Annotated in this window: 23 protein-coding genes; 14 read left to right on the forward strand and 9 right to left on the reverse strand. The window is 64.4% G+C overall.

The genetic code is table 11. From position 1 onward, the window contains the following. Window positions 1-29: 29 nt before the first annotated feature. The 3 genes from RAD16_RS24000 to RAD16_RS24010 all read left to right on the forward strand — a co-directional run bounded on the left by RAD16_RS24000 (window position 30) and on the right by RAD16_RS24010 (window position 3,131). Window positions 30-1,025: a TRAP transporter substrate-binding protein gene (locus RAD16_RS24000; protein ID WP_458160311.1), complete on the forward strand. Its 996-nt coding sequence runs from the start codon at window positions 30-32 to the stop codon at window positions 1,023-1,025. Between the two features lie 190 nt (window positions 1,026-1,215). Further along, a complete protein-coding gene (locus RAD16_RS24005) occupies window positions 1,216-1,794 on the forward strand; it encodes a TRAP transporter small permease (protein ID WP_458160312.1) in 579 nt (192 codons plus the stop codon). After that, complete coding sequence (locus tag RAD16_RS24010; protein WP_458160313.1) at window positions 1,791-3,131, forward strand: TRAP transporter large permease; 1,341 nt, start codon at window positions 1,791-1,793, stop codon at window positions 3,129-3,131. Before RAD16_RS24005 ends, RAD16_RS24010 begins: the two co-directional genes overlap by 4 nt. Here the strand turns inward: RAD16_RS24010 and RAD16_RS24015 are convergent. After that, entirely contained in the window at window positions 3,091-3,696 is a 606-nt protein-coding gene (locus RAD16_RS24015; RefSeq protein WP_458160314.1) for a histidine phosphatase family protein, read from the reverse strand. The genes RAD16_RS24010 and RAD16_RS24015 overlap by 41 nt on opposite strands. Then, window positions 3,693-4,487: an enoyl-CoA hydratase/isomerase family protein gene (locus RAD16_RS24020; protein WP_458160315.1), complete on the reverse strand. Its 795-nt coding sequence runs from the start codon at window positions 4,485-4,487 to the stop codon at window positions 3,693-3,695. The genes RAD16_RS24015 and RAD16_RS24020 overlap by 4 nt, the downstream gene beginning before the upstream one ends. Window positions 4,488-4,728: 241 nt before the next feature. On the opposite strand from RAD16_RS24020, the gene RAD16_RS24025 reads away from it, so the two are divergent. Beyond that, window positions 4,729-5,949, forward strand: a complete 1,221-nt coding sequence (locus RAD16_RS24025) for an NAD(P)/FAD-dependent oxidoreductase (protein ID WP_458160316.1) — start codon at window positions 4,729-4,731, stop codon at window positions 5,947-5,949. 152 nt (window positions 5,950-6,101) lie between these two features. Here the strand turns inward: RAD16_RS24025 and RAD16_RS24030 are convergent, their stop codons facing one another. Both RAD16_RS24030 and RAD16_RS24035 read right to left on the reverse strand, forming a co-directional pair. Continuing rightward, on the reverse strand, window positions 6,102-7,007 hold the full coding sequence (locus RAD16_RS24030) for a ribokinase (RefSeq protein WP_458160317.1): 906 nt from the start codon (window positions 7,005-7,007) through the stop codon (window positions 6,102-6,104). Between the two features lie 18 nt (window positions 7,008-7,025). Then, window positions 7,026-7,919 (reverse strand): sugar kinase, encoded by an 894-nt coding sequence (locus RAD16_RS24035; RefSeq protein ID WP_458160318.1) that lies wholly within the window; start codon window positions 7,917-7,919, stop codon window positions 7,026-7,028. 208 nt (window positions 7,920-8,127) lie between these two features. On the opposite strand from RAD16_RS24035, the gene RAD16_RS24040 reads away from it, so the two are divergent. The 10 genes from RAD16_RS24040 to RAD16_RS24085 all read left to right on the forward strand — a co-directional run bounded on the left by RAD16_RS24040 (window position 8,128) and on the right by RAD16_RS24085 (window position 18,496). Continuing rightward, window positions 8,128-8,976, forward strand: coding sequence for a VOC family protein (locus RAD16_RS24040; RefSeq protein ID WP_458160319.1), 849 nt, complete (start codon window positions 8,128-8,130; stop codon window positions 8,974-8,976). Window positions 8,977-9,187: 211 nt separating this feature from the next. Further along, entirely contained in the window at window positions 9,188-9,895 is a 708-nt protein-coding gene (locus RAD16_RS24045; protein ID WP_458160320.1) for a TetR family transcriptional regulator, read from the forward strand. Between the two features lie 402 nt (window positions 9,896-10,297). Further along, window positions 10,298-11,107, forward strand: a complete 810-nt coding sequence (locus tag RAD16_RS24050; RefSeq protein WP_458160321.1) for an ABC transporter permease — start codon at window positions 10,298-10,300, stop codon at window positions 11,105-11,107. A 56-nt stretch (window positions 11,108-11,163) separates the two neighbouring features. Further along, window positions 11,164-12,156: an ABC transporter substrate-binding protein gene (locus RAD16_RS24055; protein WP_458160322.1), complete on the forward strand. Its 993-nt coding sequence runs from the start codon at window positions 11,164-11,166 to the stop codon at window positions 12,154-12,156. After that, window positions 12,153-13,001: an ABC transporter ATP-binding protein gene (locus tag RAD16_RS24060; protein ID WP_458160323.1), complete on the forward strand. Its 849-nt coding sequence runs from the start codon at window positions 12,153-12,155 to the stop codon at window positions 12,999-13,001. The genes RAD16_RS24055 and RAD16_RS24060 overlap by 4 nt, the downstream gene beginning before the upstream one ends. 4 nt (window positions 13,002-13,005) lie before the next feature. Beyond that, window positions 13,006-14,403 carry a hypothetical protein gene (locus tag RAD16_RS24065; protein WP_458160324.1) on the forward strand — a complete coding sequence of 466 codons (1,398 nt, stop codon included), beginning with the start codon at window positions 13,006-13,008 and terminating at the stop codon, window positions 14,401-14,403. Next, window positions 14,400-15,551, forward strand: a complete 1,152-nt coding sequence (locus tag RAD16_RS24070; RefSeq protein ID WP_254129943.1) for a Gfo/Idh/MocA family protein — start codon at window positions 14,400-14,402, stop codon at window positions 15,549-15,551. The genes RAD16_RS24065 and RAD16_RS24070 overlap by 4 nt, the downstream gene beginning before the upstream one ends. Before the next feature lie 123 nt (window positions 15,552-15,674). After that, window positions 15,675-16,865, forward strand: coding sequence for a dihydrodipicolinate synthase family protein (locus RAD16_RS24075; RefSeq protein ID WP_458160325.1), 1,191 nt, complete (start codon window positions 15,675-15,677; stop codon window positions 16,863-16,865). Then, complete coding sequence (locus tag RAD16_RS24080) at window positions 16,865-17,728, forward strand: sugar phosphate isomerase/epimerase family protein (protein WP_458160350.1); 864 nt, start codon at window positions 16,865-16,867, stop codon at window positions 17,726-17,728. The genes RAD16_RS24075 and RAD16_RS24080 overlap by 1 nt, the downstream gene beginning before the upstream one ends. Before the next feature lie 579 nt (window positions 17,729-18,307). Continuing rightward, window positions 18,308-18,496: a hypothetical protein gene (locus tag RAD16_RS24085; protein ID WP_458160326.1), complete on the forward strand. Its 189-nt coding sequence runs from the start codon at window positions 18,308-18,310 to the stop codon at window positions 18,494-18,496. Window positions 18,497-18,712: 216 nt separating this feature from the next. Here the strand turns inward: RAD16_RS24085 and RAD16_RS24090 are convergent, their stop codons facing one another. The 5 genes from RAD16_RS24090 to RAD16_RS24110 all read right to left on the reverse strand — a co-directional run bounded on the left by RAD16_RS24090 (window position 18,713) and on the right by RAD16_RS24110 (window position 26,271). After that, window positions 18,713-20,173, reverse strand: a complete 1,461-nt coding sequence (locus tag RAD16_RS24090; RefSeq protein ID WP_458160327.1) for a Spy/CpxP family protein refolding chaperone — start codon at window positions 20,171-20,173, stop codon at window positions 18,713-18,715. Window positions 20,174-20,944: 771 nt separating this feature from the next. Next, on the reverse strand, window positions 20,945-22,153 hold the full coding sequence (locus tag RAD16_RS24095) for a 6-phosphofructokinase (protein WP_458160328.1): 1,209 nt from the start codon (window positions 22,151-22,153) through the stop codon (window positions 20,945-20,947). Between the two features lie 69 nt (window positions 22,154-22,222). After that, window positions 22,223-23,374, reverse strand: coding sequence for a fructose 1,6-bisphosphatase (locus RAD16_RS24100; RefSeq protein ID WP_458160329.1), 1,152 nt, complete (start codon window positions 23,372-23,374; stop codon window positions 22,223-22,225). A gap of 235 nt (window positions 23,375-23,609) precedes the next feature. After that, window positions 23,610-24,824, reverse strand: coding sequence for an ornithine--oxo-acid transaminase (gene rocD / locus RAD16_RS24105; RefSeq protein ID WP_458160330.1), 1,215 nt, complete (start codon window positions 24,822-24,824; stop codon window positions 23,610-23,612). Between the two features lie 226 nt (window positions 24,825-25,050). Further along, window positions 25,051-26,271 carry a cytochrome P450 gene (locus RAD16_RS24110; RefSeq protein ID WP_458160331.1) on the reverse strand — a complete coding sequence of 407 codons (1,221 nt, stop codon included), beginning with the start codon at window positions 26,269-26,271 and terminating at the stop codon, window positions 25,051-25,053. Window positions 26,272-26,323: the final 52 nt, after the last annotated feature.

The following is a 26,323-nucleotide window of genomic DNA, read 5'->3' on the forward strand; positions in this document are numbered from 1 at the left end:
AGCGGCGGGCGATAAAACAGGGGGAAACGATGATTGCACGATCCATGCGTGGGTTGGTAGCCGCGGCTGCCATGCTTTTCGTCACCGGCGCCGGGGCGCAGGAGGTGAAGCATTATCGCTTCGCCTACGACCAGCCGCGCAACACCGGCTATTCCATCGCGGGTGACCTCTTTGCCGACAAGCTCAAGGAATTGAGCAAGGGCACGATGATCATCGACCAGTATCCCGGCGCGCAGCTCGGCCAGGAGCCGCAGGTGCTTCAGCTCGTGAAGGCCGGCGATGTCGAGTTCGCCATCATCTCCTCGGCCAACACCGCGACGATCTCGCCGCAGGCCGGCGTGATGTCGCTGCACTTCCTGTTCCGCGACGAGAACCACGTCATCAAGGGTCTCGCCGATCCCCGCGTCTTCGAGGCGCTGAAAGCCATGATCGACGAGACCACGCAGGGCCTGCACGTCATCGCGACCGGCTCGCAAGGCGTGCGCCACATGTACTCGAAGCGGGAAATCCACAATGTCGGCGACATCAAGGGCCTGAAGATCCGCGTGCAGGCGACCGCGACCGAGGACACCATGTTCCCAGCCTATGGCGCCCAGACGGTGCACATGCCGTTCGGCAGCGTCTACACGAGCTTGCAGACCGGTGTCGTCGACGTCGCCGAGAACAGCATCAACGTCTACCTCGTCAACAAGCATTACGAGGTCGCCCCCGTGCTGAACATCACCGAGCACGAGGCCAACAATGCGCTGGTGTTCATCTCCGACAAGCTCTGGCAGAGCCTGTCGGCCGAGCAGAAGGGCTGGGTGCAGACCGCGGCCAACGAGATCAGCTCGAAGGAACCGGCGAAGGCGTTCGAGCTGGAGCGGACCGCGGCCGAGAAGCTGAAGAAGATGGGCGTGAAGATCGTCGACAACGTCGACAAGAAGAGCTTCACGGCGATCGCCGATCCCTATCTCGACAAGCTCGCCAAGGATCTCGGCCCGCATGCCGAGAAGATCAAGAACTTGATCCGGTCGATCAATTAGGGCGCTTGTGCCATCCTTCGAGACGCCCGCCTCCGGCGGGCCCTCAGGATGAGGTCTCGTTTCGCAGCGAGATTTTAGACCCTCATGGTGAGGAGCCCGCGCCAGCGGGCGTCTCGAACCATGCAGGCCGAGCACGATCGGCAGCTTCCCAGCTGTCACATCCGATAGGTTTGGGACGACGGGAGAGTTGATGGCCATCGCCGACAAGCTGCTAGTGCAACGGCAACGCCACCTGAAATGGCGCGCGCTCGATTGGCTCGAGCTCGCGCTGATGATCCTCTGCGGGGTGCTCTGCTTCGGCTTCTCGCTGTCGGTGACCGCCGACATCATCACCCGCACCATCGGCCACCCCTGGCTGTGGCTGCAGGAGGTGACGTCGACGCTGTTCATCTACGCGATCTTCATCGGGACGGCGGCGGCGACCCGGCGCAACGACCATCTCTATCTCACCGCGATCTCCGAGGCGATGCACGGCACGTCACGGCTGATCGTCGAGGTGATCATTCGCCTCGTCGTGCTCGGCGTCGCCTTCTGCCTGATCTGGTATGGCTACCAGAACTATCTGCGCGGCTTCGGCAGCTTTCGCCTGCCGTCGGGCACGCCGATCGCATCGCTCTACGCGATCATTCCACTGTCGGGCGTGCTGATCGGCCTGTTCACCATCGAGCAGCTCGTCAACGGCCTGCGCAACGGCTTCGACCATCCGGAGCCGCCGGAGGAAGACGCCGCACCCGTCGTCACCGAAGCCCAAATGAGGGCGCAGCCGTGAGCGCACCCGCTGTTTTGGCATTGATGTCGATCTGCTTCCTGTCGTTCGGCTATCTCGGCGTGCCCGTGCCGTTCTCGCTGATGGCTGGCGTGTTCGTCGGTGCGATCCTGTCCGACGTCTCGCTCGCCGCGATCATCCAGAAGATCTTCGACGGCGTCGATTCCGAGGCGCTGCTGGCGATCCCGTTCTTCCTGCTGGTCGGCGAGCTCATGAGCTCGGCCAATGTGGTGGTGCGAATAGCCAATCTGTCGGTGTCGCTGGTCGGGCATATCAGGGGCGGGCTGTCGCAGGTCGTGGTCGTCTTCAGCATGTTCTTCTCGGAAATGTCCGGCTCGACCACGGCCGACGTCGCGGTGATGAGCCGCGCGCTCGGCGGCCCGATGAAGCGCGAGGGCTACGAGCCAGCCTTCATCGCCGCCATCATCGCCTCCGCCTCGACCATCGCCGCGCTGGTGCCGCCGAGCATCACGGCCGTGGTCTATGGCGCGGTCGGCAACGTCTCGATTGCCGGCCTGTTCATGGCGGGCGTTGTGCCGGGCCTGATGATCGGCTTCGGCCTGATGATCTACTGCTACTTCTTCGGCCCCTCCGGCCTGCGCAAGCCGCGCGCGCCGCTGCGGCAGATCGTGTTCGCTGCCGGGGATGCGGCCTTGCCGCTGATGATCCCGGTCATCCTGTTGGGCGGCATCCTCACCGGCTGGTTCACGCCGACCGAAGCCGGCGTCGTCGCGGTGGCCTGGATTGTGATCGTCGTGATCCCCGCGCTCAACCGCGGCCATTTCAGGAAGATCCCTTACGACTTCTGTCTCGCCGGCCTGATCTTCTCGCTGCCGCTGATCACGATCGGCGCCGCCAACGCCTTCGGCTGGATGCTCGCTTATTTGCGCGGGGCGACCTACATCGCCGAGTGGATCACATCCATTGCCGGCAACGATCCGCATCTGATCATGCTGCTGATGGTGCTGCTGTTCACGGTGGTCGGCGATTTCATCGAGCCGGTCCCGACCATCATCATCTTCATGCCGCTGGTGAATGCGCTGACCGAAGCCGGCGATATCAACGGCGTGCACATGGGCGTGGTGCTGATCGCCACGCTCGCCTTCGGCCTGATCACGCCGCCTTACGGTCTCGTGTTGCTGATGGCATCGAAATTCGTCGGCATCAGCTTTGGCAAGGCGCTACGTGCGGCGGTGCCGATCTATGTGGTGTTCTTCACCACCATCGCGTTCGCGATCTACTTCCCGAGCGTGGTGCTGTGGCTGCCGCGGCAGGTGCTGCCGGAATCGGTCGGCTGCTTCAAGTCGCCGGCGGGGACGGGCTATATCTGTCCGCAATGACGACCCGCTCGATACGCCATCCGGCTCCGTCGTGGACGTAGCGAAACGGAGTGCCGTGGCTGTTCTTGAAATAACTGCCGCACAGCGCGTTCGCCATGCCCTGCATCACCGCGTCATGGCAGACGAACAGCAGATCGTCGCCGGGGTGGCGGTCGAGCCATTTGGAGACGCAGGCCAGCGACCGTACGGTCATGGCGTCCCAGCTCTCGCCGTCGGCGGGCAGGATCGAGACCAGGCCGGTTGCCGATTTAACACCGTGCTTGATCATGAAGTCGCGGACGGGGAGGCCCTCGAAGCTGCCGAAATCGAGCTCGATGATGCCGTCGTCGATCATGAGCGGCACGGCGATCGCATCCGCGATGATCTCGGCCGTTTTCAGCGCCCGCACCAGCGGGCTGGCGACGATGCGGCCGATGCCGAGACCGCGCAACATCTCCGCGGCCTCGTGCGCCTGCTTGAGCCCGTCCTCATTCAGCGGGTTGTCCGTGCGGCCCTGGAACAGTCCCTGCCGGTTCCAGTCGGTCGCGCCGTGGCGGAGGCCGTAGAAATTGCGCGCGGGCGTCACTTCGACTTGCTCGTGAATTTCTTCACGGCAGTACGGAACTCCTCCGTGTTCATCGCCATGATGATCTTGTGTTCCTCGGCATCGAGCTGCTGCTTCACCGGCGTGGTGGCGGCCGCATAGACCAGCGATTTGGTGCCGGCGATGGCCGCCGGCGGGTTCTGCGCCAGGCGCTCGGCGAGCTGTCGCGTCGCCGCCTTCAGCTCGGTCGCGGGAACAGTCCTGGCGACGAGGCCCCATTCATGGGCCTGCCGGGCGGTAAAATTGTCTTCGGACAGGAAGATCTGCAGCGCCCGGCGGGAGCCGACCGTGCCGACGATGCCGACCGTGGAGCCGCCATCCGGCGACACGCCGATCTTGGCGTAAGCGGGTGTGAATTTGGCATCGTCCGCGGCAATGCAGAGATCGGTGACGAAGGCGAGGCCCATGCCTGCGCCGGCAGCCGAGCCGTGCACGCTCGACAGCGAGATCTTTGGCATGCGCCGGATAATCTCGATGAAGGCATGATAGTGCTTCAGCAGCTCGCCGACGACCGGCGTCACGGTGTTCGCCTCGGCCGCAGCGCCGATCGTCTGCAGATCGCCGCCGGCCGAGAAGGCGCGGCCCTCGCCCTCGATCACCACAACCCTGATGGCGTCGTCGCCTTCGATATAGGCCGCGAGCTGCTCGAGCTTCTGCGCGATCGCAAGGTTGATCGAGTTGAAGGCGGCAGGCCGGTTGAGCGTGATGATGGCAATCGGACCGTCGATCCGCAGCAGCGCGGGATCATCGGGTTGTGAGACGGGAGCTGGCATCTGGAATATCCCCGGCAAGAGGTTCGCTGCTGCAACTAAATCGCAGAAGGCGAGGGGTGACAATCCCCGGCCGCCAGCGCCCCGCGGACGGCCCTTGCGCCGGACGGAACGATCGGCTCAAATGGGCGGCCTTCGTTTGGGAACGGACACGAGCGCCGGCTCCTCCTGGGCAAGCCAAGCCAAACTCAGTGAGAGGAGACGACATGGGTCACGCTCGTGTCTTGCGGAAATGGGCTGTGCAATGACGGAGGGTCCGGTGATCATCGTCGGGGCCGGCCATGGCGGCTACCAGGTCGCGGCATCCCTGCGCCAGGCGGGTTTTGCGGATCGCATCTGCCTGATCAATGACGAGGCGCACCTGCCTTATCAGCGGCCGCCTCTGTCCAAGGCCTACATCAAGGGCTCGGCCGGGCCGGAAAGCCTGATGTTCCGCCCGGAAAAATTCTACCAGGACCAGAAGATCGAGCTGATCGCCGGCCGTGCCGTCTCGATCGACCGCGCCGGACGAAAAGTGCTGCTCGCCTCCGGCGAGACGCTGCCTTATGGCCATCTCGTGCTGGCGACGGGCGCGCGCAACCGGCTGCTCGATTTGCCGAATGCGAACCTGCCCGACGTGAAATATCTGCGCATCCTCGACGACAGCGAGGCGCTGCGGAAGCTCATGCCGTCGAAGACGCGCGTCGTGGTTATCGGCGCCGGCTTCATCGGCCTCGAATTTGCGGCCACGGCACGCATCAAGGGCCTCGAGGTCGACGTGCTCGAGCTCGCTCCGCGCGTGATGGCGCGCGCGGTGACGGCGGAGGTCTCGGAATATTTCCAGGCCCGCCATCGCGAGGCCGGCATCCGCATTCACCTCGGCGTGCAGGCAACGTCCATCGAGGCGGAGGGCGGCAAGGTCACCGGCGTGTCCTTGAGCGATGGAAGGCATCTGCCCGCCGACCTGATCGTGGTCGGCGTCGGCGTGCTGCCGAACATCGAGCTCGCCGCCGAGGCGGGACTGCCGATCGCCGCCGGCATTATCGTCGATGAATATCTGTCGACGGCCGATCCCAATATTTCGGCAATCGGCGATTGCGCGCTGTTCGCGAGCCCGCGCTTCGGCAGCTCGCTGCGGCTGGAATCGGTGCAGAACGCCACCGATCACGCCCGCTGCCTCGCCGCGCGTCTCACCGGCGACCGAAAACCTTATGACGGTCATCCCTGGTTCTGGAGCGACCAGGGCGACGACAAGCTCCAGATGGCGGGCCTCACCACCGGCTACGACCGCGTCGTGCTGCGCGGCAATCCTGCCAAGAAGGCATTCTCGGCGTTCTGCTATCACGGCGACAGGCTGCTCGGCATCGAGTCGGTCAACCGCGCCGGCGACCACATGTTCGGTCGCAGGCTGCAGGCCATGGACCGCTCGATCACGCCGGAGCAGGCCGCCGACGAGAGCTTTGACCTGAAAAGCGCGCTGGCCTGAGTCTTCTCCCTCGCCCCGCTTGCGGGGAGAGGGGGACTCTCCACGGGGCGGTGATCGCTGGACTCGCGGAGACTCCCCCTCACCTGGATTGCATCTGCGATGCAATCCGACCTCTCCCCGCAAGCGGGGCGAGGTGAAGAACGCGCTGCGCTCTACAGGACCGCCGCCACTTCCGCGGCCGTCGGCATCGACGGCCCGGCACCCATCCGCTGCACGCTGATCGCGGCGGCGGCATTGGCGAAGGCGAGGGCGGCGCGCAAAGCGACGCCTTCGGCGAGCTGTGCCGCGAGTGCGCCGACAAAACAATCGCCGGCGCCTGTGGTGTCGATCGCCTTCACCGCACGACCGGGCACCGCAAGCTCCTCGCGGCCGGCGAGCGCGAGCGCGCCGCGCTTGCCGAGCGTGACGCAAATTGTCTGGTCTGCGCGCGCCTGAATGCGCCGCGCGACGTCGATGATTTTCGCGGTCTCGTCGCCGTCGGTGAGCTCCACGCCCGCGAGAAAGCCAAGCTCGGTCTCGTTCAGCACCAGAATATCGACCAGCGCGAGCAGCTCGCCCGACATCTTTTGCGCCGGTGCCGGGTTGAGCAGCGTGGTCGCTCCGGCGCCACGCGCCCGCGCAAAGAACGCGGCAATCGTCGGTAGCGGGATCTCGAACTGGCTAACCGCGACATCGCCCTTTGCCAGCGGCACCTCCGCGACGTCATCGGCGCCGACCAGCGCATTGCTGCCGGGAATGACGACGATGGTGTTGTCGGCCTCCGCGACCGTGATGATGGCGGTGCCGGTGTGCGTATCGGCATCGCGCACCGAGCCGAGATCGATGCCCTGAGCCCCGAGGAACGTCCGAAGCTCGGTCCCGAACGCATCCTTCCCCAGCCGGCCGATCAGCGTGGTCTTCGCGCCGAGTCGCGCCGCCGCGACCGCCTGGTTCGCGCCCTTGCCGCCCGGAAAATACAGCACCTGTTTGCCCGCGACGGTCTCGCCGACCTTGGGATGGCGATCGGCCGTCGCCACCACATCCATGTTGATGCTGCCGGCGACGAAGACCCGCCCCATGACGTATCCTTGTGGAAGCTAGACCCGAACCTCGAACTCGTGCCTGACCTTGGCGATGTCGACGAGCGTCGGCAGGCCGGCCTCGTTGCCAAGGCGCTGGATCTTGAAGGTCGAGGCTGCCCGGGCAAAATCAAAATGCTCGCGCCAGCTTTTGCCGGGATGAGCGAGGTAGGAATAGACATAGGCGCCGTGGAAGACGTCGCCGGCGCCGTTGGTGTCGATCACGCGCTCGCGCGGGATCGGCATCGCGGGCAGGGTCTCGACCGCACCGGTTTCGTTGTACCAGAGCAGGCCCTTCTCGCCCATGGTGACGCCGCCGATCTTGCAGCCGCGGCCCTTGAGGTAGTCGAGCATCTGCTCCGGCGTCAGATCCATCTGCTCGCACAGGCGCTCGGCGACGATCGCGACGTCGATGAACTCCAGCAGCTCATGCGTGTTGGTGCGCAGGCCGCCGCCGTCGAGCGAGGTCAGGATGCCCGCTTCGCGGCAGACTTTTGCGTAATGGATCGCGGCGTCCGGCTGATGGCCGTCGATATGCAGCGCACGGCAATTGCCGAGATTGAGGATCGGGAAGGGATGGATGTGGGAATCGTCGCGACAGCGGACGATGGCGCGCTTGCCGTCCTTGGGCATGATGAAGGACAGCGAGGACTGGTTCACCTTCCGCGCATGCAGCGAGATCGCATATTTCGCGCACATGTCCTGGAACATGCGCCCAAGCCAGTCATTGGCCGCCGTGGCGATCAGGTCGGGCACGATGCCGAGCTTGGCACAGCAGAACGCCGCCGTGACCGCGTTGCCGCCGAAGGATACCGCGTAGTCCTTGGCGACGTGCTTTTCGTCGCCGGTCGGCATGTGGTCGGTGATGAAGACGACGTCGATATAGGTCTGTCCGATAAAGAGAGCCTGCATTGCTTGTCCGTGATGCGCGTGATGGTCCCTGCCGGCGGGCTTACTCTAACACCGGTTCCGCGTCTGAGACGCTGAAATTATTCGCAAAACTGCCCCCGGGCGCTTGAGGTCGGCATAAGGCCGGAATACGACGATGTCAGGCCCATGCCAAGCCCGGACAAATGCCGCTCTCCGGCCCATGGTTCCAGGCCGATCAAAAGGGACAAACATGATCACCGGCCTCGATCACATCGTCGTTCTGGTCAGGGATATCGGTGCGGCCAAGGCCGCCTATCAGACGCTGCTCGCCCGCGCGCCGGCCTGGCAGAATTCCGGCGAAGGCGCCGACCGCGTGCTGTTCACCCTCGAGAACATGACCATCGAATTGATGGCGCCGAGCGGCTTCACCGCGACCGCGGACCGTATGCGTGCGCTGCTCGACGAGCAGGAGGGCGTGCTCGCCAGCCTGTGCTTTCGTGTCGCAGACATGGGCAAGATGCACCGGCGGCTGGACCGGGTGGCGCTGAAGCCCGATCCGGTGGCCGAAGTCGAGAGCAGCGATTCCGAATCCGATGCTGTCCTCCACTGGAAGCGCACACGCGCGGCCACCGAACTGACGCGCGGCGTGCGCATGTTCTTCCTCGAGTTGGCCGAGGAGCGTCCGAAGTCAGTGGCGACCGACATCGCGCCGATCGACGGGCTCGACCATGTCGTGATCACCACTGAGGATTCCGACCGTGCCGCCGCGCTCTATGGCGCGCGGCTCGGGCTCGATCTCGCGCTCGACCGCTCGCACCATGACTGGGGCCAGCTGATGTTCTTCCGCTGCGGCGACCTCATCGTCGAGGTGGTGCGCCGGCCGGTCGCGGGCGGCGATGCCAACCATGACCGCCTCTGGGGCCTGAGCTGGCGCGTCGCCGACATCGACGCCACCCGCGCCCGCCTGATCGCCGCCGGCCTCGACGTCACCGAAGTCCGCAACGGCCGCAAGCCGGGCACGCGGATCATGACGGTCCGCAACGGCACCTGCGGCATCCAGACCGTGCTGCTGGAGCGCTCGCCGAAGCCGGTGGATTGATTCTGTCATTCCGGGGCGTCGCGAAGCGACGAACCCGGAATCCATTCATCCACTTGCGCTGCCGGACCATGGATTCCGGGCTCGCGCCCAAGAGGGCGCGCCCGGGAATGACGAAAGATACGGTTACGCCGCAGGAAGGCTCCATCCTTGCGTTCTCAAACGCCCGCCCGCGTGTTACATGCGTCTTGACACCAACCAGCGAGCACCCGGTTTGGCGAAGGCAAAGCGAACTCTGAAATGGCAGCGCGACCCCGAGGGGATGCGGCTGCGCATTCTGGAAGCTGCCAAGCAGGAATTCTCCGCCCACGGCCTCGCCGGCGCGCGCGTCGACCGCATCGCGGCCAAGGCCGGCGCCAACAAGCGGATGCTGTACTATCACGTCGGCAACAAGGACGAGCTCTATCTCGCGGTGCTCGAAGGCGCCTATGACAAGATCCGCAGCGAGGAGCGGGGGCTCGACCTCGAGCATCTCGATCCGCCCGAGGCGATCCGCCGGCTGATCGAGTTCACCTGGACCTATTTCCTGCGCAATCCCGAGTTCCTGTCGCTGCTGCAGACCGAGAACCTCGCGCGCGCAAAACACCTGAAGAAATCGACCAAGGTCAAGTCGATGCACTCGCCCTTCGTCGAGATGATCCGCACTGTGGTGCGGCGCGGCGTCGAGAGCGGCGACTTCCAGGTCGCGGTCGACCCGGTGCAGCTCTACATCTCGATCGCGGCGCTCAGCTTCTTCTATCTCTCGAATTCGGCGACGCTCAGCGTGATCTTCGGCCGCGACCTGCTGGCCAAGGACGCCAAGGACGAGCGGCTGGCCCACATGGCGGGCCTCGTGCTTGCTGCGCTGACGGGCCGCTCGGCCGCGCTGTTCGAGATCGCGAAGGCGCGGAAGTCGCGAGCCGCAGTGGCGCAGACGGTGTAGTGCGGCTCGAGGTCCGTAGCCCGGATGGAGCGCAGCGTAATCCGGGATTAATGCCACAAGCGACATTGGTCCCGGATTACGCTGCGCTCCATCCGGGCTACAAGGCCGAGCTCCCGCATTTCCCTCCGTCATTGCAAGCGCAGCGAAGCAATCCAGACTGCCTCCGCATCAAGATTCTGGATTGCTTCGCTACGCTCGCAATGACGAGGATGTTGCAGCGTGCTCAACCGCTTAATCCGTCACCCTGAGGTGCCGGAGCGTAGCGGAGGCCTTGAAGGGCGACGGCCCCCACTGTTCCCGGCCGTTCTGGAACGCGCAAAACGTCACAGGGAAACCACTGGACAGTATTTATCCAACGAGTTAATTTCTCCCCACAACGAAGAAGAATGCCGGGAGTGAAAATTGGCCGAGCCGAAGCCGCAAAGTGCGGTGTCCAAGATGCTGAACGCGGCCTGGGTTCGGCCGTTTTTGTTTCTCGTCTTCATCGTCGTCGCCTGGGATCTCGCGATCCGGGTGTTCAGGATTCCCGCCTATCAGATTCCGTCGCCGGCCGATGTCGTTTCGGTGCTCCGCACTGAGTGGCCGGAACTGCTGCGCCAGTGCTGGCCGACCACCTATGCGACCGTCTGCGGCTTTCTGCTGTCGGCGCTGTTCGGCATTCCCGTCGCGATGCTGATCGCGGGCTCGAAGACGGTGGAGAGCTACGTCTATCCGCTGCTGGTGTTCTCGCAGTCCGTGCCGAAGATCGCGATCGCGCCGCTGTTCGTGGTGTGGTTCGGCTTCGGCATCATTCCGAAGGTGATTTCGGCCTTCCTGCTCGGCTTCTTCCCGGTGGTCGTCTCCGCCGTGCAAGGCTTCAAATCCGTAGACCCTGACATGGTCGATCTCGCCCGCGCCATGCAGGGCAGCCGCTTCCAGGTGTTCCGCGCGGTGAACCTGCCGCATGCGCTGCCCGCGATCTTCTCCGGCCTCAAGGTCTCCGTGACGCTGGCCGTGGTCGGTGCCGTCGTCGGCGAGTTCGTCGGCTCCAATTCCGGCATCGGCTACGTCATGCAGCGCTCGATCGGCACGTTCGACCTGCCGACGATGTTCGCGGCGCTGGTGATCCTCGCGCTGCTCGGCGTGATCCTGTTCTGGATCGTCGACCGCATCGAGAAGCTGATCATTCCCTGGCATGTCAGCCAGCGTGAAGACGTGATTTTCGCCTCGTAACTTAAGCAACGAACGGCCACCAATGGCCGAAACATAACGGCAAGGGAGAGTTGACGATGAAGCGGTTGATTGGGGCTGTCTCAGCAGCGTTGCTGATATTTGCGGCCGCGCCGGCAAAGGCAGCCGACAAGGTTGTGCTGATGCTGAACTGGTACGTCTATGGCGAGCACGCGCCGTTCTATTACGGCAAGGCCAAGGGCATCTATGCCGCCGAAGGCATCGACCTCGAGATCCAGGAAGGCCGCGGCTCGGCCGCGACCACGCAGGCCGTTGCCGCCAAGACCGCAGACTTCGGCTATGTCGACGTGCCCACCATGATGCGTGCCGCGATCAAGGGCGCGCCCGTCATTGCGACCGGTGTGCTGCTGCAGACCAGCCCGATGTCCGCGATGGGCTTCGTCGACAAGAACATCAAGAAGCCCCAGGACATCAAGGGCAAGACGGTGGCGATCACGCCGGCCGATTCCATGACCCAGATCTGGCCGCTGTTCCTGAAGAAGACCGGCCTGAAGGAGAGCGATTTCCAGACGGTGGCCGGCGACGGCCAGACCAAGCTCAACGCGGTCATCAACGGCCAGGCTGATCTGCTGCTCGGCTACGTCATGGACCAGTCGATGAAGATCAAGGACGCCACCGGCAAGGACGTGTTCCCGATCAAGTTCGCCGACTACGGCATCAACATGGTTTCCTCGGGCATCATCGCCAACTCCGACTATGTAAAGGCCAATGCCGACCTCGTTCGCCGCTTCATGTCGGCGACGACCAAGGCGGTGGAAGCCGCCGAGAAGGAGCCGAAGGCGGCCGCGCAGTCGATCCTCGATGCCAACCCGAAGGGCGGCAAGATCGATACGCTGACGCAGGGCTTTGAGCTGACCATTCCGCTCTACCGGACCGCGGAAACCAAGAGCAAGCGGCCGTTCCAGGTCACCGACCAGAACATGACGGACTCGGTCAACCTCATGGTCGAATATGGCGGGCTCGACGCCAAGGCCAAGGAGAACCCGAAGGCCTTCTACACCAACGACTATCTGCCGAAGAGTGGCTCGTGAAACCAGCGCCGATCGTGAGTGAGACCGTGCAGCCGGCCGCGCATCTGAGGCTGGTGAGCGACCGGGCTGCTGGCGATGCGTCGGGCATCAAGCTGTCGGGCGTGTCGAAGACCTACCGGACGCGCGACGGCGATGTGCCGTCGCTGCGTCCGCTCGATTTCCACATCAACGACGGCGAGTTCTTCGTCGTGGTCGGACCAAGCGGCTGCGGCAAGTCCACGCTGCTCAAGCTGATCTCCGGTCTGCTGCCGCCGACGACCGGCGAGGTCCTGGTCGAAGGCGAGAAGGTGACGAAGCCGCACGGCAATGTCGGTATCGTCTTCCAGAACGCGCTGCTGCTGCCCTGGCGGAATATCCTCAACAACGTGATGCTGCCGATCGACATGAAGCGGCTGCCGCGGGGGGAATATCTCGATCGCGCCAAGTCGCTGCTGAAGCTGGTCGGGCTCGAAGGCTTCGAGAAGAAGCTGCCCTGGCAGCTCTCCGGCGGCATGCAGCAGCGCGCCTCGATCTGCCGCGCGCTGGTGCACGATCCCAGGATCATGCTGATGGACGAGCCGTTCGGTGCGCTCGACGCGCTGACGCGCGAGCGCATGAATGTCGAGCTGATGCGGATCCAGCGCGAGACCAGGAAGACGGTGCTGCTGATCACGCATTCGATTCCGGAAGCCGTGTTCCTCGCTGACCGCGTGCTGGTCATGACCGAGCGGCCCGGTGCGATCGCGGCGATCTACGACGTGCCGCTGCCGCGCCCCCGTTCGCTCGACGTGATGGCCGACCCCATCTTCACCGAGCTCGTGCAACGCATCCGCAAGCATTTCTTCTCGCAAGGTTCGCTGGACTAAGACCATGGCGCCGCGCCTGAAGCTGCGAGATATCGCTTTCTTCGAACGACCGACGCAGTTCGCGCGGCCGTTCCGCTTTGGCGCGATCACGATCAACGCGACGCCGCAGCTGTTCGTGCGGGCCGAGATCGAGGTCGAGGGCAGGGGCGTTGCGGTCGGTGCCAGCGCCGAGTTGCTGGTGCCGAAATGGTTCGACAAGCGGCGGGAGCTGTCGCCGGCGCAGACGGTCGATGGCCTGCGCCGCTCGCTGGAGATCGCGCGCGGGCTTTATCTGGCACGGACGGGATTTCTGACGGCGTTCGATCTGCATGCCTCCTGCATCGGTGCCCAGATCGCGACCTGTGCCAAGAAGAACATTCCGGCGCTTGCCGCGGCCTATGGCCCCGCGGAAATCGACAAGGCGATCCTCGATGTGCTGCTGCGCGCCGCCGGGACCAGCTTCTTCGACGGGATGGCCGGCAACATTGCCGGCATCGATGCGCGGCTCTCGCCCGACCTGAAGGACGCCGATCTCACCGCGTTTCTCGCTGGCCGGAAGCCGCTGCCGCGCGTTGCGATCAGGCATACCGTCGGCCTCGACGATATCGTCGAAGGCGAGGGCGGCGTCGCCGACGCGCATGAGAATGCCGGCGCGAATTACTTCAAGCTGAAACTGTCGGGCGATCCCGCGGCCGATGCGGCGCGGCTGGCGCGGATCGGCAAGGAGCTCGACACGCTCGGCCGCGATTACAAGGTGACGCTCGATGCCAACGAGCAATACGCTGACCTGGCCGCACTGCAGGCGCTGATGGACCGGGTCGATCGCGATTCCGCCTTGCGGCCGATCGCCTCGCGGCTGCTCTATGTCGAACAGCCGATGCCGCGCGACATCACGCGGCAATCGCCGCTGGGTTCGCTCGTCGCACACGGCTTCATCATCGACGAGGCCGACGATTCCTACGATGCCTTCCCGGCGGCGCGGGCGCTCGGCTATTGCGGCATCTCCTCGAAATCCTGCAAGGGGCTCTACAAGTCCATCGTCAACGCGACGCGCGCGGCGAAATGGAGCGCGGACGGCGCCCGGTTCTTCGTGACCGGCGAGGACCTCACCTGCCAGGCCGGCCTTGCCGTGCAGCAGGACCTCGCGCTCGGGGCCTTCATCGGCGTCACCCATGCCGAGCGCAACGGCCATCACTATGTCGACGGCTTTGGCGAGACGCCGGCCTCCGAAGCGCAAGCCTTCGCGGCCGCGCATCCCGATCTCTATGCCGATGTCGGGCAGGGCATCCGGCTCTCCATTCACAACGGCGATCTCCTGACGGGATCGCTTCATGCTGCGGGCTTTGCGACGTCGGTCCATCCGGACTGGTCGGCGCTCCGCCCGCTCGAACAGCCAAGATCACTTCAGGAGCAATTGGCATGACCACCCAACGCCTCGGCCTCATCATGAACGGCGTCACCGGCCGCATGGGGCTCAACCAGCATCTGATCCGCTCGATCGTCGCGATCCGCGACCAGGGCGGCGTCCGGCTGAAGAACGGCGATCGCATCATGCCCGACCCGATCCTGGTCGGCCGCAGCGCGGAGAAGGTCGAGGCGCTCGCCAAGCGCTACAACATCACGCGTTGGACCACGGATCTCGATGCCGCACTCGCCGACAAGAACGACACCATGTTCTTCGACGCCGCGACCACGCAGGCCCGCCCGGGCCTGCTGACCCAGGCCATCAATGCCGGCAAGCACGTCTATTGCGAGAAGCCGATCGCGACGAACTTTGAAGAGGCGCTCGAAGTCGTCAAGCTCGCCAATGCCAAGGGCGTCAAGCACGGCACGGTGCAGGACAAGCTGTTCCTGCCCGGCTTGAAGAAGATCGCGTTCCTGCGCGACTCCGGTTTCTTCGGCCGCATCCTCTCGGTGCGCGGCGAGTTCGGCTATTGGGTGTTCGAAGGCGGCTGGCAGGAGGCACAGCGGCCGTCCTGGAACTACCGCGACGAGGACGGCGGCGGCATCATCCTCGATATGGTCTGCCACTGGCGTTACGTGCTCGACAACCTCTTCGGCAACGTCCAGAGCGTGGTCTGCATCGGCAACACCGACATTCCCGAGCGCTTCGACGAGCAGGGCAAGAAGTACAAGGCGACCGCGGACGATTCCGCCTACGCGACCTTCCAGCTCGAGGGTGGCGTCATCGCCCACATCAACATGTCCTGGGTGACGCGCGTCTATCGCGACGACCTCGTCACCTTCCAGGTCGACGGCACCCACGGCTCGGCGGTCGCCGGCCTCACCGACTGCATGATCCAGGCGCGGCAGGCGACGCCCCGGCCGGTGTGGAATCCCGACGAGAAGCGGCTGCATGATTTCTACGGCGACTGGCAGAAGCTGCCCGACAACGTCACCTACGACAACGGCTTCAAGGAGCAGTGGGAGATGTTCATCCGCCACGTCTACGAGGATGCGCCCTACAAGTTCACGCTGCTCGAAGGCGTCAAGGGCGTGCAGCTCGCCGAATGCGCGCTGAAGAGCTGGAAGGAGCGGCGCTGGATCGACGTCGCTCCGATCAAGGCCTGATATTCCAATGCTAATGATTTCGTCATTGCGAGCGAAGCGAAGCAATCCAGAATCTTTCCGCAGAGGCAGCCTGGATTGCTTCGTCGCTTCGCTCCTCGCAATGACGGGGAGAGGTTCGAAGTCATGAACAAACCTGTGTTGCCGATGTCGTCATTGTCGCTCAAGCTGCCGAAGGCCGATCGCTCGATCGAGACCTACCGGCTCGCGGCCTCGCGCACGTTTCCCGCAAAGCTCGAGGGGCCGCTGAATCGCATCGCCTTCTCGGCCGTGCACACCGTTGCCGATCCATTCGCGGACAACGATCCCTGGTTGTCGGTCGCCGTCGACTGGGACAAGACCATCGCCTTCCGTGAGCACGTCTGGGATCTCGGCCTCGGCGTCGCCGAAGCCATGGACACCGCGCAGCGCGGCATGGGCTTGGATTGGCCGACCTCGCTTGAGCTGATCACGCGCTCGGTCGGCGCTGCCAAGCGCCGCAACGCGCTGGTGTTCTCCGGCGCCGGCACCGACCATCTCGCGGTGGAGGATGCCAGGAGCCTCGACGATGTGATCCGCGCCTATGAGGAGCAGATCTCGGCAGTCGAAAAGGTCGGCGGCCGCATCATCCTGATGGCCTCGCGCGCGCTGGCCAAGCTCGGTCGTAGCGCCGATGATTACGCCAAGGTCTACGACCGCGTGCTGTCCCAGGTCCGCGAGCCCGTCATCATCCACTGGCTCGGCGACATGTTCGATCCGGCGCTCACGGGATATTGGGGCACCAAGGATCTCGACAAGGCGATGGACACGGCTGTCGCCATCATCAACGGCAACGCCGCCAAGGTCGACGGCGTGAAAGTGTCGCTGCTCGACAAGCAGCGCGAGATCGACATGCGCCGGCGCCTGGACAAGCGCATCAAGATGTATACCGGTGACGATTTCAACTATGCGGAGCTGATCGCGGGCGACAGCGAAGGCTTTTCGCATGCGCTGCTCGGCATCTTCGATGCCATTGCGCCGGCGGCGTCCTACGCGCTGTCGCGGCTGGCAGCGGGCGATGAGGCCGGCTTCCACGACGTGCTGGGCCCGACCGTGCCGCTGTCGCGTCACATCTTCAAGGCGTCGACGCGGTTCTACAAGACCGGCGTCGTCTTTATGGCGTATCTCAACGGCCACCAGGACCATTTCACCATGGTCGGGGGACAGGAGAGCGCACGCTCGATGCTGCATCTGGCCGAGCTGTTCCGGCTCGCCGATCAGGCCGGCCTGCTCGCCAATCCTGAACTGGCGACGCGGCGGATGAAGACGGTGCTAGCCTCGCACGGGCTGGAAGAATGATGCGCGATTTCTCGTCCGACCATCGCTGGCTGTCGCTGAACACGGCGACAGTCCGCAAGCAGGGTGACCTCGTTCAGATCATTGATGCCTGCGCAAAGCATGGCATCCGCGCCATCGATCCCTGGCGTGATCAGGTCGCCGCCGTCGGCCTCGACCGCGCCGCGCGCGCGGTGCGCGATGCCGGCCTCGATCTCTCCGGCTATTGCCGTGGCGGCATGTTCACCTCGGACGCATCGCGCCGGGGCGAGGTGCGCGACGACAACCGGCGCTGTGTCGACGAAGCCAAGGCGCTGGGTGCGCCCTGCATCGTCCTCGTCGTCGGCGGCCTGCCGCAATATTCGCGACCGGGCAGTGAAGTATCGAAAGACATTTTGGCAGCGCGCGGGCAGGTCGAGGAGGCGCTCGCCGAGATGCTCGACTATGCGAAGCAGGCCAACCTGCCGCTGGCGATCGAGCCGCTGCATCCGGCCTATGCGGCCGACCGCGCCTGCGTGAACACGACAAAACAGGCGCTCGACATCTGCGACCGGCTCGATCCCGGCCGCAGCGGCATGCTCGGCGTCGCACTCGACGTCTACCACATCTGGTGGGACCCGGAGCTGATGGGCCAGATCGCGCGCGCCGGCAAGGATCGCCTGCTCGCCTTCCATGTCTGCGACTGGCTGGTGCCGACCAGAGACATCCTCAACGACCGTGGCATGATGGGCGACGGCGTCATCGACATCAAATCCGCGCGCGCCGCGGTCGAAGCGCAGGGCTTTGCCGGCTATTCCGAGATCGAAATCTTCTCGAATGACTGGTGGGGCAAGCCGATGGACGAGGTGCTGCGCACCTGCATCGCGCGCCACAAGACGGTGGTGTAGTTACCACAAGTGCGTCCCCCGCGGACTTGCGATTTGTTGCAGCGCGCCTTCTGCAGAACTGGTCCGGGGCGGGTTCGACCGGCTTGGCGGCCGACGCATGGACCCTCCCGCTGGCGAAGCGGCAAGCCGGTCGGAGTACCACCAATGATGAGGTGGACTGCCATCAGCTTCCAGGCAGAATATCATCATCTCGATGCCGCAGCCTCGTCACAGTCTGCGCCAGATTTGATGTGGTGATCAGTGGCATCAACGATCAGCAGGCGCGGCGGATGTACCCAAGCCTGTTGATCTTGAATGGCCCCGACGTGCAATCGTCGGGGCCATTGTTGTGATGAGGGCTGCGGATCTCTGCCGAAAGCCCCCGCGTGCTTTGTTGCAGCGAAGGGACCGCCAAGGACGATCATGGAATTCAATGTGTCGGGCCCAAATAGTTTCGAGACCGGGCGCGACTTAAAAGTCAGACGATTGCGCTACCATAGAGTCACCGTCAAACACCGGACTAGACTCGTCGTTTCGATCTGCGAAGCTGTGACAACACAAATGCGCTTGCAGACAAGCAGGTGCGAAGGGAGGTCCGCAGTGGAGAAAGTGCGACGCTTGCGTGCAATGAGCTCACTGTGCCGCCAACAGGCCGCGTACAACAGCATGAACAAATGGAAGCTGCTCGCAGAAGCGGAATACTGGGATCATCTGGCCGATCTGGCGTTGTCTTCTCACTTCCAGCAGTGCAACTCACTTCCAACGACGCAATCCCATTGGCTCGAATGAGATAGAGCAGCCTCGAGCGATCACAAGCACCAATGATGCCGGGCGGAAGATGATTTCCGCGTGGTACCGGCACGAGGCTATCGTTTGCGAGTCACTGCACTCTCACAGAGGCCGCGGCGGGGATATGCCCGGTCTCGTTGAGCTTTGAAGCAGAGCGATTACGTCACCCAGCGTCGTTTGGGCGCTGCGCAAATTGCAACGAGAGAACGCACCCCCTCACTGATCTGCGACCTGTTGCAGCGTGTTAAAGCGCGCCTTCTGTTCGCTGCTCAGCGTGGTATAGAACTCGTCCAGGGCAGGCTCGACCAGCTTGGCGGCCGTCAGCATGGCCTCCAGCCGGTGCTGCATCGCCTCGAGCCGTCCGACCGGGGTCAGGGGCACATCATTGGGGCAGGCCGCCTGCAGGTCCTGAACGCCCTTCGCCGTCGCTTCACTGAGGCGATCGAGCGCCTCCTTCTGCTTGCCTGCGGGGTGGAGCACGGCCTCGATCCTCTGGATTGGCAACTCGGTCAGGCCGGACTTGGGATCGCCGCAGCTTTGCGCGCTGGCTTCCTGCTGCTGGGACGAGCGCTCGCCGACGTTGGGGCCGAGCGCGTTGAAGCGGGCCTGCTGTTCGTCACTGAGCGAGTTGTAAAAAGCCTCCAGTGCCGGTCGCACGATCTTGACGGCCTCCAGCGTCGCGCTGACGCGATTCATCATCGCACGCAGGCGGCCCGGCGGAGTCAGTGCATAGGTCTCTGCACAGGAATCCTTGAACACATCGGCAGCCTTGGCCGCTGCGGTCTTCAACTCGTCGAGCAGCGCGCGTTGCTCCGGCGTCGGCCGCACGGCTCGCGCGATATCGGCCAACGGCCAGGCGGTGACGCCCCTGTCTGGTCTGCCGCACAATTGCTGGAGCGCCTGCGGGCTCACGCTGGCGCGCGGACGCGAGCGGCCGCCGCCCGCTTGCGGGTAGTCATACGGGTTGGTGCTGGCATAGGCGGAATAGGGGCCGCCATCACCCCAGAACACGGTGTCGACGAGGTCGTCATACGCGTACGCCCAATAGCCGGGCTCGTAGGCATAGGACCAGAAGGTGTAGTCGAAAATGTCGGAATAGGCGTAAGGCCAGAACACGGGCCCAAGCCAAGCCACGAACACCGCGGGATGGCGATGTCGCCAGGCCTGCCGGGGAGCCCAGCCGCTCTGGCGGGTGGTGAGCGCCGCCTGGGCTTGCGCAGGGGCCTGCTCGCGGAAGCGCTCGGCAAACCGTCCGCGCTGGGCGGCCTGGGCAGCGGCCGCAATCGCCGGCGTCCGCCCGGTCGGAGCTTGCAGTCCAAGTCGCTGTTGGCGTGCCAGATCGCTTTGCTGAGCGCGCTGCTCACGGTCAAGCAAGCGGTTCTGCGTCTGGAGCGTCCGCTGCTGCTCGCGCAACGCCCGCGCGCCTTCCGGTTTCTGCGACTGGAGTTGCTGCACGCGCTGCTGCAGGCGATCGATGCGGGTCTGGCGTTCCGTCGTCTGGCGCGACAGCAGCTCGCGCTGCCGCTGCTGCACGATCTGCTGGCGCTGCTGGATTTGCTGCTGGCGCTGTTGCGCGCGCTGTTCGATCTGATCTCGCCGCGACAGCCGCTCGCTCGCGGTCGGCGGTCCGCTGGGCCGCGAGGGGGCCGCGATCTGCGGCGTCGGCCGGGGTGCCATGGTCGGACGTTGCGGTGCTGCCGGCGCCCGGTGGAATTCAGGCCGCGGCGCCGCTATGTGCGGGGCCGCCCGCGGCGGTGCAGCGAAATGCGGGGTCGGACGCGGTGGCGGCGAGGCGATATGCGGCGCGGGATGTGGCGCCATCGCCGGCCGCTGCGGCATGGCCGGGGGATGGAATGCCGGCGCGGCGGGACGCGCCATGGCTGGCGGCGGCGCTGGACGCGCCATGGCCGGTGGTGCTGCTGGCCGTGCCGCCGGCGCTGGGCCGGGTGGCCCGCCCCTTCCATGTCCCTGGCCGGGTCCTTGGGCGAACGCACTGATGCTCGCCGCCAGCATCGAAACACCAACCAAAATAGCCGTCAGGCAAACGCCACGCGGAAGCATGATTGTCGCTCCCAGCTCGTAATAGCCCACGACGTTCAACGCGCGGCTGGCGGAATCGTTCGTGGTTGGCCATCGCCGGCATTGCGGTCTTCCGACGCAGGCAGTCTCAAGAGAAATCCTGCCTCAGGGTGGTGGCGAGCCGCTCCAGCGCCCAGTCGATTTCAGGCGGCCGTCCAGCTTGAGCCAATTGCGGGCAGGGTGCTGATGACCTGTTGCAGCGCGCCGAAGCGCGCCTTCCGCTCGCCGTTCAGCGTGGCATAGAACTCGTCCAGCGCGGGTTCGCCCCAGCTTGGCGGCCGTTAGCGTGAGCCCTCTGCATTGACTTCCGCTTTCAGCGGCAGAACGGACATTGGTCGGACTTACTGCTGGCTCGCCCGGTCCGGCACGCTAAGACGCGCGATTGAGAAAGATCGGCAGTCCCTGTTTGTTGGCGTAGATGGGGCGGTAGCGCTCCGTGTTGTAGCTGCTCGCAACGTCCAATTTGCGCGGACCGAGCTTGGCGTCAGGGATCGGCACGAGGTCGTAGCGGCCCTCGACCAGCGCCGACATGAGGCCGGTCTTGCTTTGTAGCATGGCATCGTAGGCCATGTTACCGAAAGTCAGGGCCACAAGCTTGTCGATGAAGTCCGGATCGCCCGATCGCAAATCGTAGGTGAGGTCGGAGGTGATCGTCTCCTCGCCGGTGCGCTGCTTGATCTCGTCGGCAAGCGATTCCGCCACGTTGGCCTTCTTGCGGTGACCGTAGGCGTCAGGCTCGCCGTATTCCCGCAGCTTGTGGCCTTCCCACTGAGCTCCCTCGCTGAGCACGATCAGCGCGTAGTTGCTTGGATTGGCGCGCTTGTCCTCGATGAGCAACCGGATCAGCTTGTCGAGGTCGACCTTATACTCCGGTATGACACATCGTATCGAGGTCGCATACGCGGTGTAGAGTGCCGTAAATCCGGCATCGCGGCCAAAGACGCGGAAAATGCCAATTCGCTCATGCGAGCCGACGGTGGTGCGCTGCCGCTGGATGGCATCGCTGGCGCGGGTGATCGCGGTCGAGAAGCCGATGCAGTACTCGGTGTTGTGGACATCATTATCCATCGTCTTCGGGATGGCGATGATCTTGACGCCGAGTTCGTTGAGCTTGGCCGCATAACTGAGCGTGTCGTCGCCGCCAATGGCGATCAGGTGTTCGATGCCAAGTCCCGAAAGGTTGGCGAGCACCCGGCTGGTGAGGTCCCACGTCTTTGTCGCGATGCCGCCGTTTGTGCTCAGCGAGACCGGAACATCATTGCCGACGAGATGATCGGGCAGCTTTTGTATTTTGGAGGGATTGACGCGGCTCGAGTGCAGCACGGTGCCGCCGCGCCGGTCGATGGTTCGAGTGTTTTCACGGTTCAGCGGGATGACGTAGTGGGACCTGCTGTTTGGGTCGTCGAGGTTCAGGTGCGTGAGGGCCTCCCAACCACGGCGCAGGCCGACAACCTCGATGTCGTCCTCACTGCCGCGATAAGTCACGCTCTTGATGACTGCATTGAGGCCGGCGACGTCGCCGCCGCCCGTGAGAATGCCGATGCGTCTTTTGGCCATATCCACCTCCCGGATCGGCATGTCGTCATAGCGTCTGCATCTGTCGATTGAACGGTGAACGTCGCTCCGGCTTCTGATTGGAGACGGTCGCTACTCGGCCGCTTCCGGCTTGCGGTCGTCGCGCAGTCGAAAACGCTTCAGCAGTCCGGACACGGTGTCGCGGAAGCCGCCATATTCCAGTTCGGAATAGGGGAGCATGGCGGCGCCTGACCAGCCTTGGCTGCGCATCTCGATGGCCTTGCGCTGGGCGCACCGGCGGACCTCATCCCATGCCGGGTTGTCGAAGAAATCGGTGTAGGACTCGGCAAAGCGGCCTTCCCTGTCGATCGAAAAGCCGACGCAAGAAACGATCGGCAGGCAGTACATGCCGGTAACGGGCGTGTTGAGTGGCACCGGCATGAGCGGCATCACATGCGAGCCGCGTGCATCGCCGCCCACGAAGTGCGCTTTGGCGAACGGCGAGAGTATTTCCTCCGGAGCCGGGAAAATCCCCTGGTTCCTGACGATCGCGACTGGATCATCCTTGCCCGTGTACTTGCCTGCGATCGCGTGGAGGCGCTGTGCCGAAACGGCCACGACGACCTCGCCATGGGTTCGAGAAACGATGCGATCGATGCCGAAGCGCTCGTTGTCGCGAAGCAGGGCGGCAATGTGGTAGCTGTCGGCGGGTGCGTCGAGCTCGAGTAGGCTGTCGCCGGCGGTGTTGTCCATGTCGATGACATGGAAACGGAATCCCTTGATCATCGGAGGAAGCATCAGCCCGGCGCAGTACATTGGGTCGGCAAAGGCGAGATAGAGCGGCAGGTTGTAGGCGCCGGGGCCGCATTTGTCGGCCGCGAACACCATGAAGGACTCAGCGGGTCGCACGCCGGAGAGGCTGTGGTCGAAGCTGAGCTCGGCGACGCCTGGGCCGGCGCCGCGAATGTTCCCGGAAGGCGCGTCGGCGAGAAGATCCTGGCCAGCGCCATAGAGTCCGGAGGTTTTCGCGACCGAGGTGGCCGCGAGGAACGTCTTCCAGGCGAGTTGATGGACCTCGGAGCTTCCTTCGCCCCGTGTATGCGTCATGATGATCGCAATGTCGTCGCCGGTGTGGCAGATGAAGGCGTCGATCAGCAGACCATTGCAGATCGCCTTGGCAACCTCGCCCTCAACAACTGCGATCATGCGTGAAGACGGTTTCGTATGCCCGCCAACGGAGCCAACGTCAGCTTTGATGACTGAAAGAGTGAGTCTCATGAGCATTTCTCCGATCCGCGCAGCTCAACGCCGTCGGCCTCGGCGCTTGCTGCGCCGGGCACGGCGCTGCTCATTCGCGGACAAAACGTCCGTCGCCCCGATAGGTTCCACGCACCCCGTTCATCCGGTTGCCGGGATCATGCGCGTCACTATTTGCTGCGCTGCACGAGTCCGGTTCTGGCCGGGCCGCTAACTCGTCGTTGGCCGGGGCCGGCAATTCGATCTTCCGATGCAAGCAGCCTCATGAGAAATCCTGCGTGAGGGTCGTGGCAAAGCGCTCCAGCGCCCAGTCGACCTGATCGCTGGTGATCACCAGCGGCGGAGCGATGCGGATCGTGTGCTCATGGGTATCCTTGGCGAGGATGCCCTTGCCCTGGAGCGCCTCGCAGTAGCGGCGAGCGCGGCCGGCCTCGGGATGCAGCTCGACCGCCAGCATCAGGCCGCGCCCGCGCACCTCGCGGATCGTGTTGGCGCGAATGTTTTTCAAGCCTTCCAGAAAGCGCGCGCCCTGCCTGGCCGCGTTCTCGATCATACCTTCCTCGACCAGCACACGCATCGCCGCCCGCGCCACCGCGCAGGCAAGCGGGTTGCCGCCGAAGGTCGAACCATGCTGCCCGGGTCTCAAGGTCCCGAGCACGTCGCTGTTGGAGAGCACCGCCGACACCGGGTAGAAGCCGCCGGACAGGGCCTTGCCGAGCAGCGTCACGTCCGCCTCGATTCCCTCGTGCTGTTCGGCGAGCAGCTTGCCGGTGCGGCCGAGCCCGGTCTGGATCTCGTCGAGCACCAGCATCACATGATTGGTGGTGCAGAGCTCCCGCACCTTCGTGAAATATCCGGCTGGAGGAATGACGACACCGGCTTCGCCTTGGATCGGCTCGACCAGAAAGGCGACTGTGTTTGGGGTCATTGCCTCCTCCAGCGCCGCGGCGTCGCCGAACGGGATGATCTTGAAGCCCGGCGCGAACGGCCCGAAATGCGTGCGTGTCTCGGGGTCGGTTGAAAAGCCGACGATGCCCAGCGTGCGTCCGTGGAAATTGTTGGCGCAGACGATGATCTCGGCCTGGCCGTCCGCCACGCCCTTCACCTCATAGCCCCATTTGCGGACCGACTTGATCGCGCTTTCGACCGCCTCCGCGCCGCTGTTCATCGGCAGCACCTTATGGGAACCGGTGAGCGCTGCGATCTCCTCGTAGAACAAGGCGAGCTGGTCGTTGTGGAAGGCGCGCGAGGTGAGCGTCAACCTGTGCGCCTGTTCGACCATCGCAGCCAGGATCTTGGGGTGGCAGTGGCCCTGGCTGACCGCCGAATAGGCCGAGAGGCAATCGAGATAACGGTTGCCGTCGGTATCCCAGACCCAGACGCCTTCGCCGCGCGACAAAACGACCCCGATCGGCTCGTAGTTACGGGCCCCAAAGCGTGCTTCCGTTGCGATGAAATCAATGACCGACGAGCTCATCTGTCGTCACTCCATTGCGGCGCGCGGGGGCGGCAACCGACTGCATCGGCGGCCTTCAGCATGATTTGGGTATCAGCCTGCCCTCCTGGAAGCCCACATGCGCCAATGGCGCGGTGCGGCCCGATTTGCGCGCAACGTCAGATGGTTCTGCAGCACCACAGGGTGTCGTTGGTCGACCCAGCCTCTACTGTGCATGGGGTTGTTTTCGACTTTTTGTTTTGAGCCCTCAGCCGATCGCGCAGGGCACGCTCAAAAATCCGCGGAACCGCACCCGTCCGCCCCGCACCGGCTGGCCGCTGACGGCATAGTTCGGGAAGCGCGCCAGGAAGCGCGAGATCGCAATCGCACCCTCCAGCCGCGCCAGCGCCATGCCGGCGCATTGATGCGCGCCGGTGGCGAACGCAAGATGCCGGTTCGGCGTGCGCGCGACGTCGAAGCTTTCAGGGTCCGGAAACTGCGCGGGGTCGCGGTTGGCAGCGCCGATGCACAACGTCACCGACGTCCCGGCCTCGAGCATGACGCCGCCGAGCTCGACCTGCTCGGTGGTCATGCGGTTGCCGAGCTGGTTCGAGCTCTCGTAGCGCAGCATCTCCTCGACCGCGGTCTTGATCAGGTCGGAGTTGCCGATCAGCCGCTGCTTCTGGTCCGGGTTCCGGTGCAGCGCGACGAGACCGTTGCCAATCAGGTTCGTCGTGGTCTCGTGGCCGGCATTGAGCAGGAAGATGCAATTGTGCAGCAACTCCTTCTCGGTCAGCCGTTCACCGTTCTCCTCGCCCTGGATGAGACGCGTCAGCACGTCGCGCTCGGGATTGCCCGGTCGCTCGCGCCGGCGCGCAACCAGCGTCTGGAGATAGCCGAGAAAATCCGTCACCGCCTTGTTGCCGCGCGCGGCGACGTCCGGCGACACCACCGGCTCGAGCGCGCCGAGGATCGCCAGCGACCAGTCGCGCAGCGGCGTGCGCTCCTCATGGGGCACGTCGAGCAGATTGCCGATCACCTCGATCGGGATCGAGGCGGCGAAATCCTCGATCAGCTCGCAATGGCCCTTGGCGGCGATGGCGTCGAGCAGGCCGTCGACCAGCTTGACGATGTCGGGCTCCATGCCTGCGATTGCGCGCGGCGACAGCGCGCCCATGATCAGGCGGCGCACGCGGGTATGCGCGGGCGGGTCGTTGAAGACGAGGCTGGTGGTGTGGTGCTCGTAGAGCGGCGTGTCGCCGTATTTCGGCGCGAACTCGCGCTTCTTGTCCGAGCTGAACGACTTGGTGTTCTTGTAAGTGGTGACGAGATCGTCATAGCGGGTCAGGAACACGGTGCCGTTCGGCAGGCGCTTGACCGGCTCGCTCTCCCGCAGTGCACGATAGGTCGGATAGGGATCGTCGTAGAATTCCGCTGTCAATTTCTCCAGGTCGAAATTGGCCGCCAGTTCTTTCGCACTTGCGTTCATCCGCCATACTCGCCGGTTGAGACCGTTATGCTGTTTTCGCTCTTTCGAGCGG

It is taken from the genome of Bradyrhizobium sp. 18BD (genome assembly GCF_054185225.1).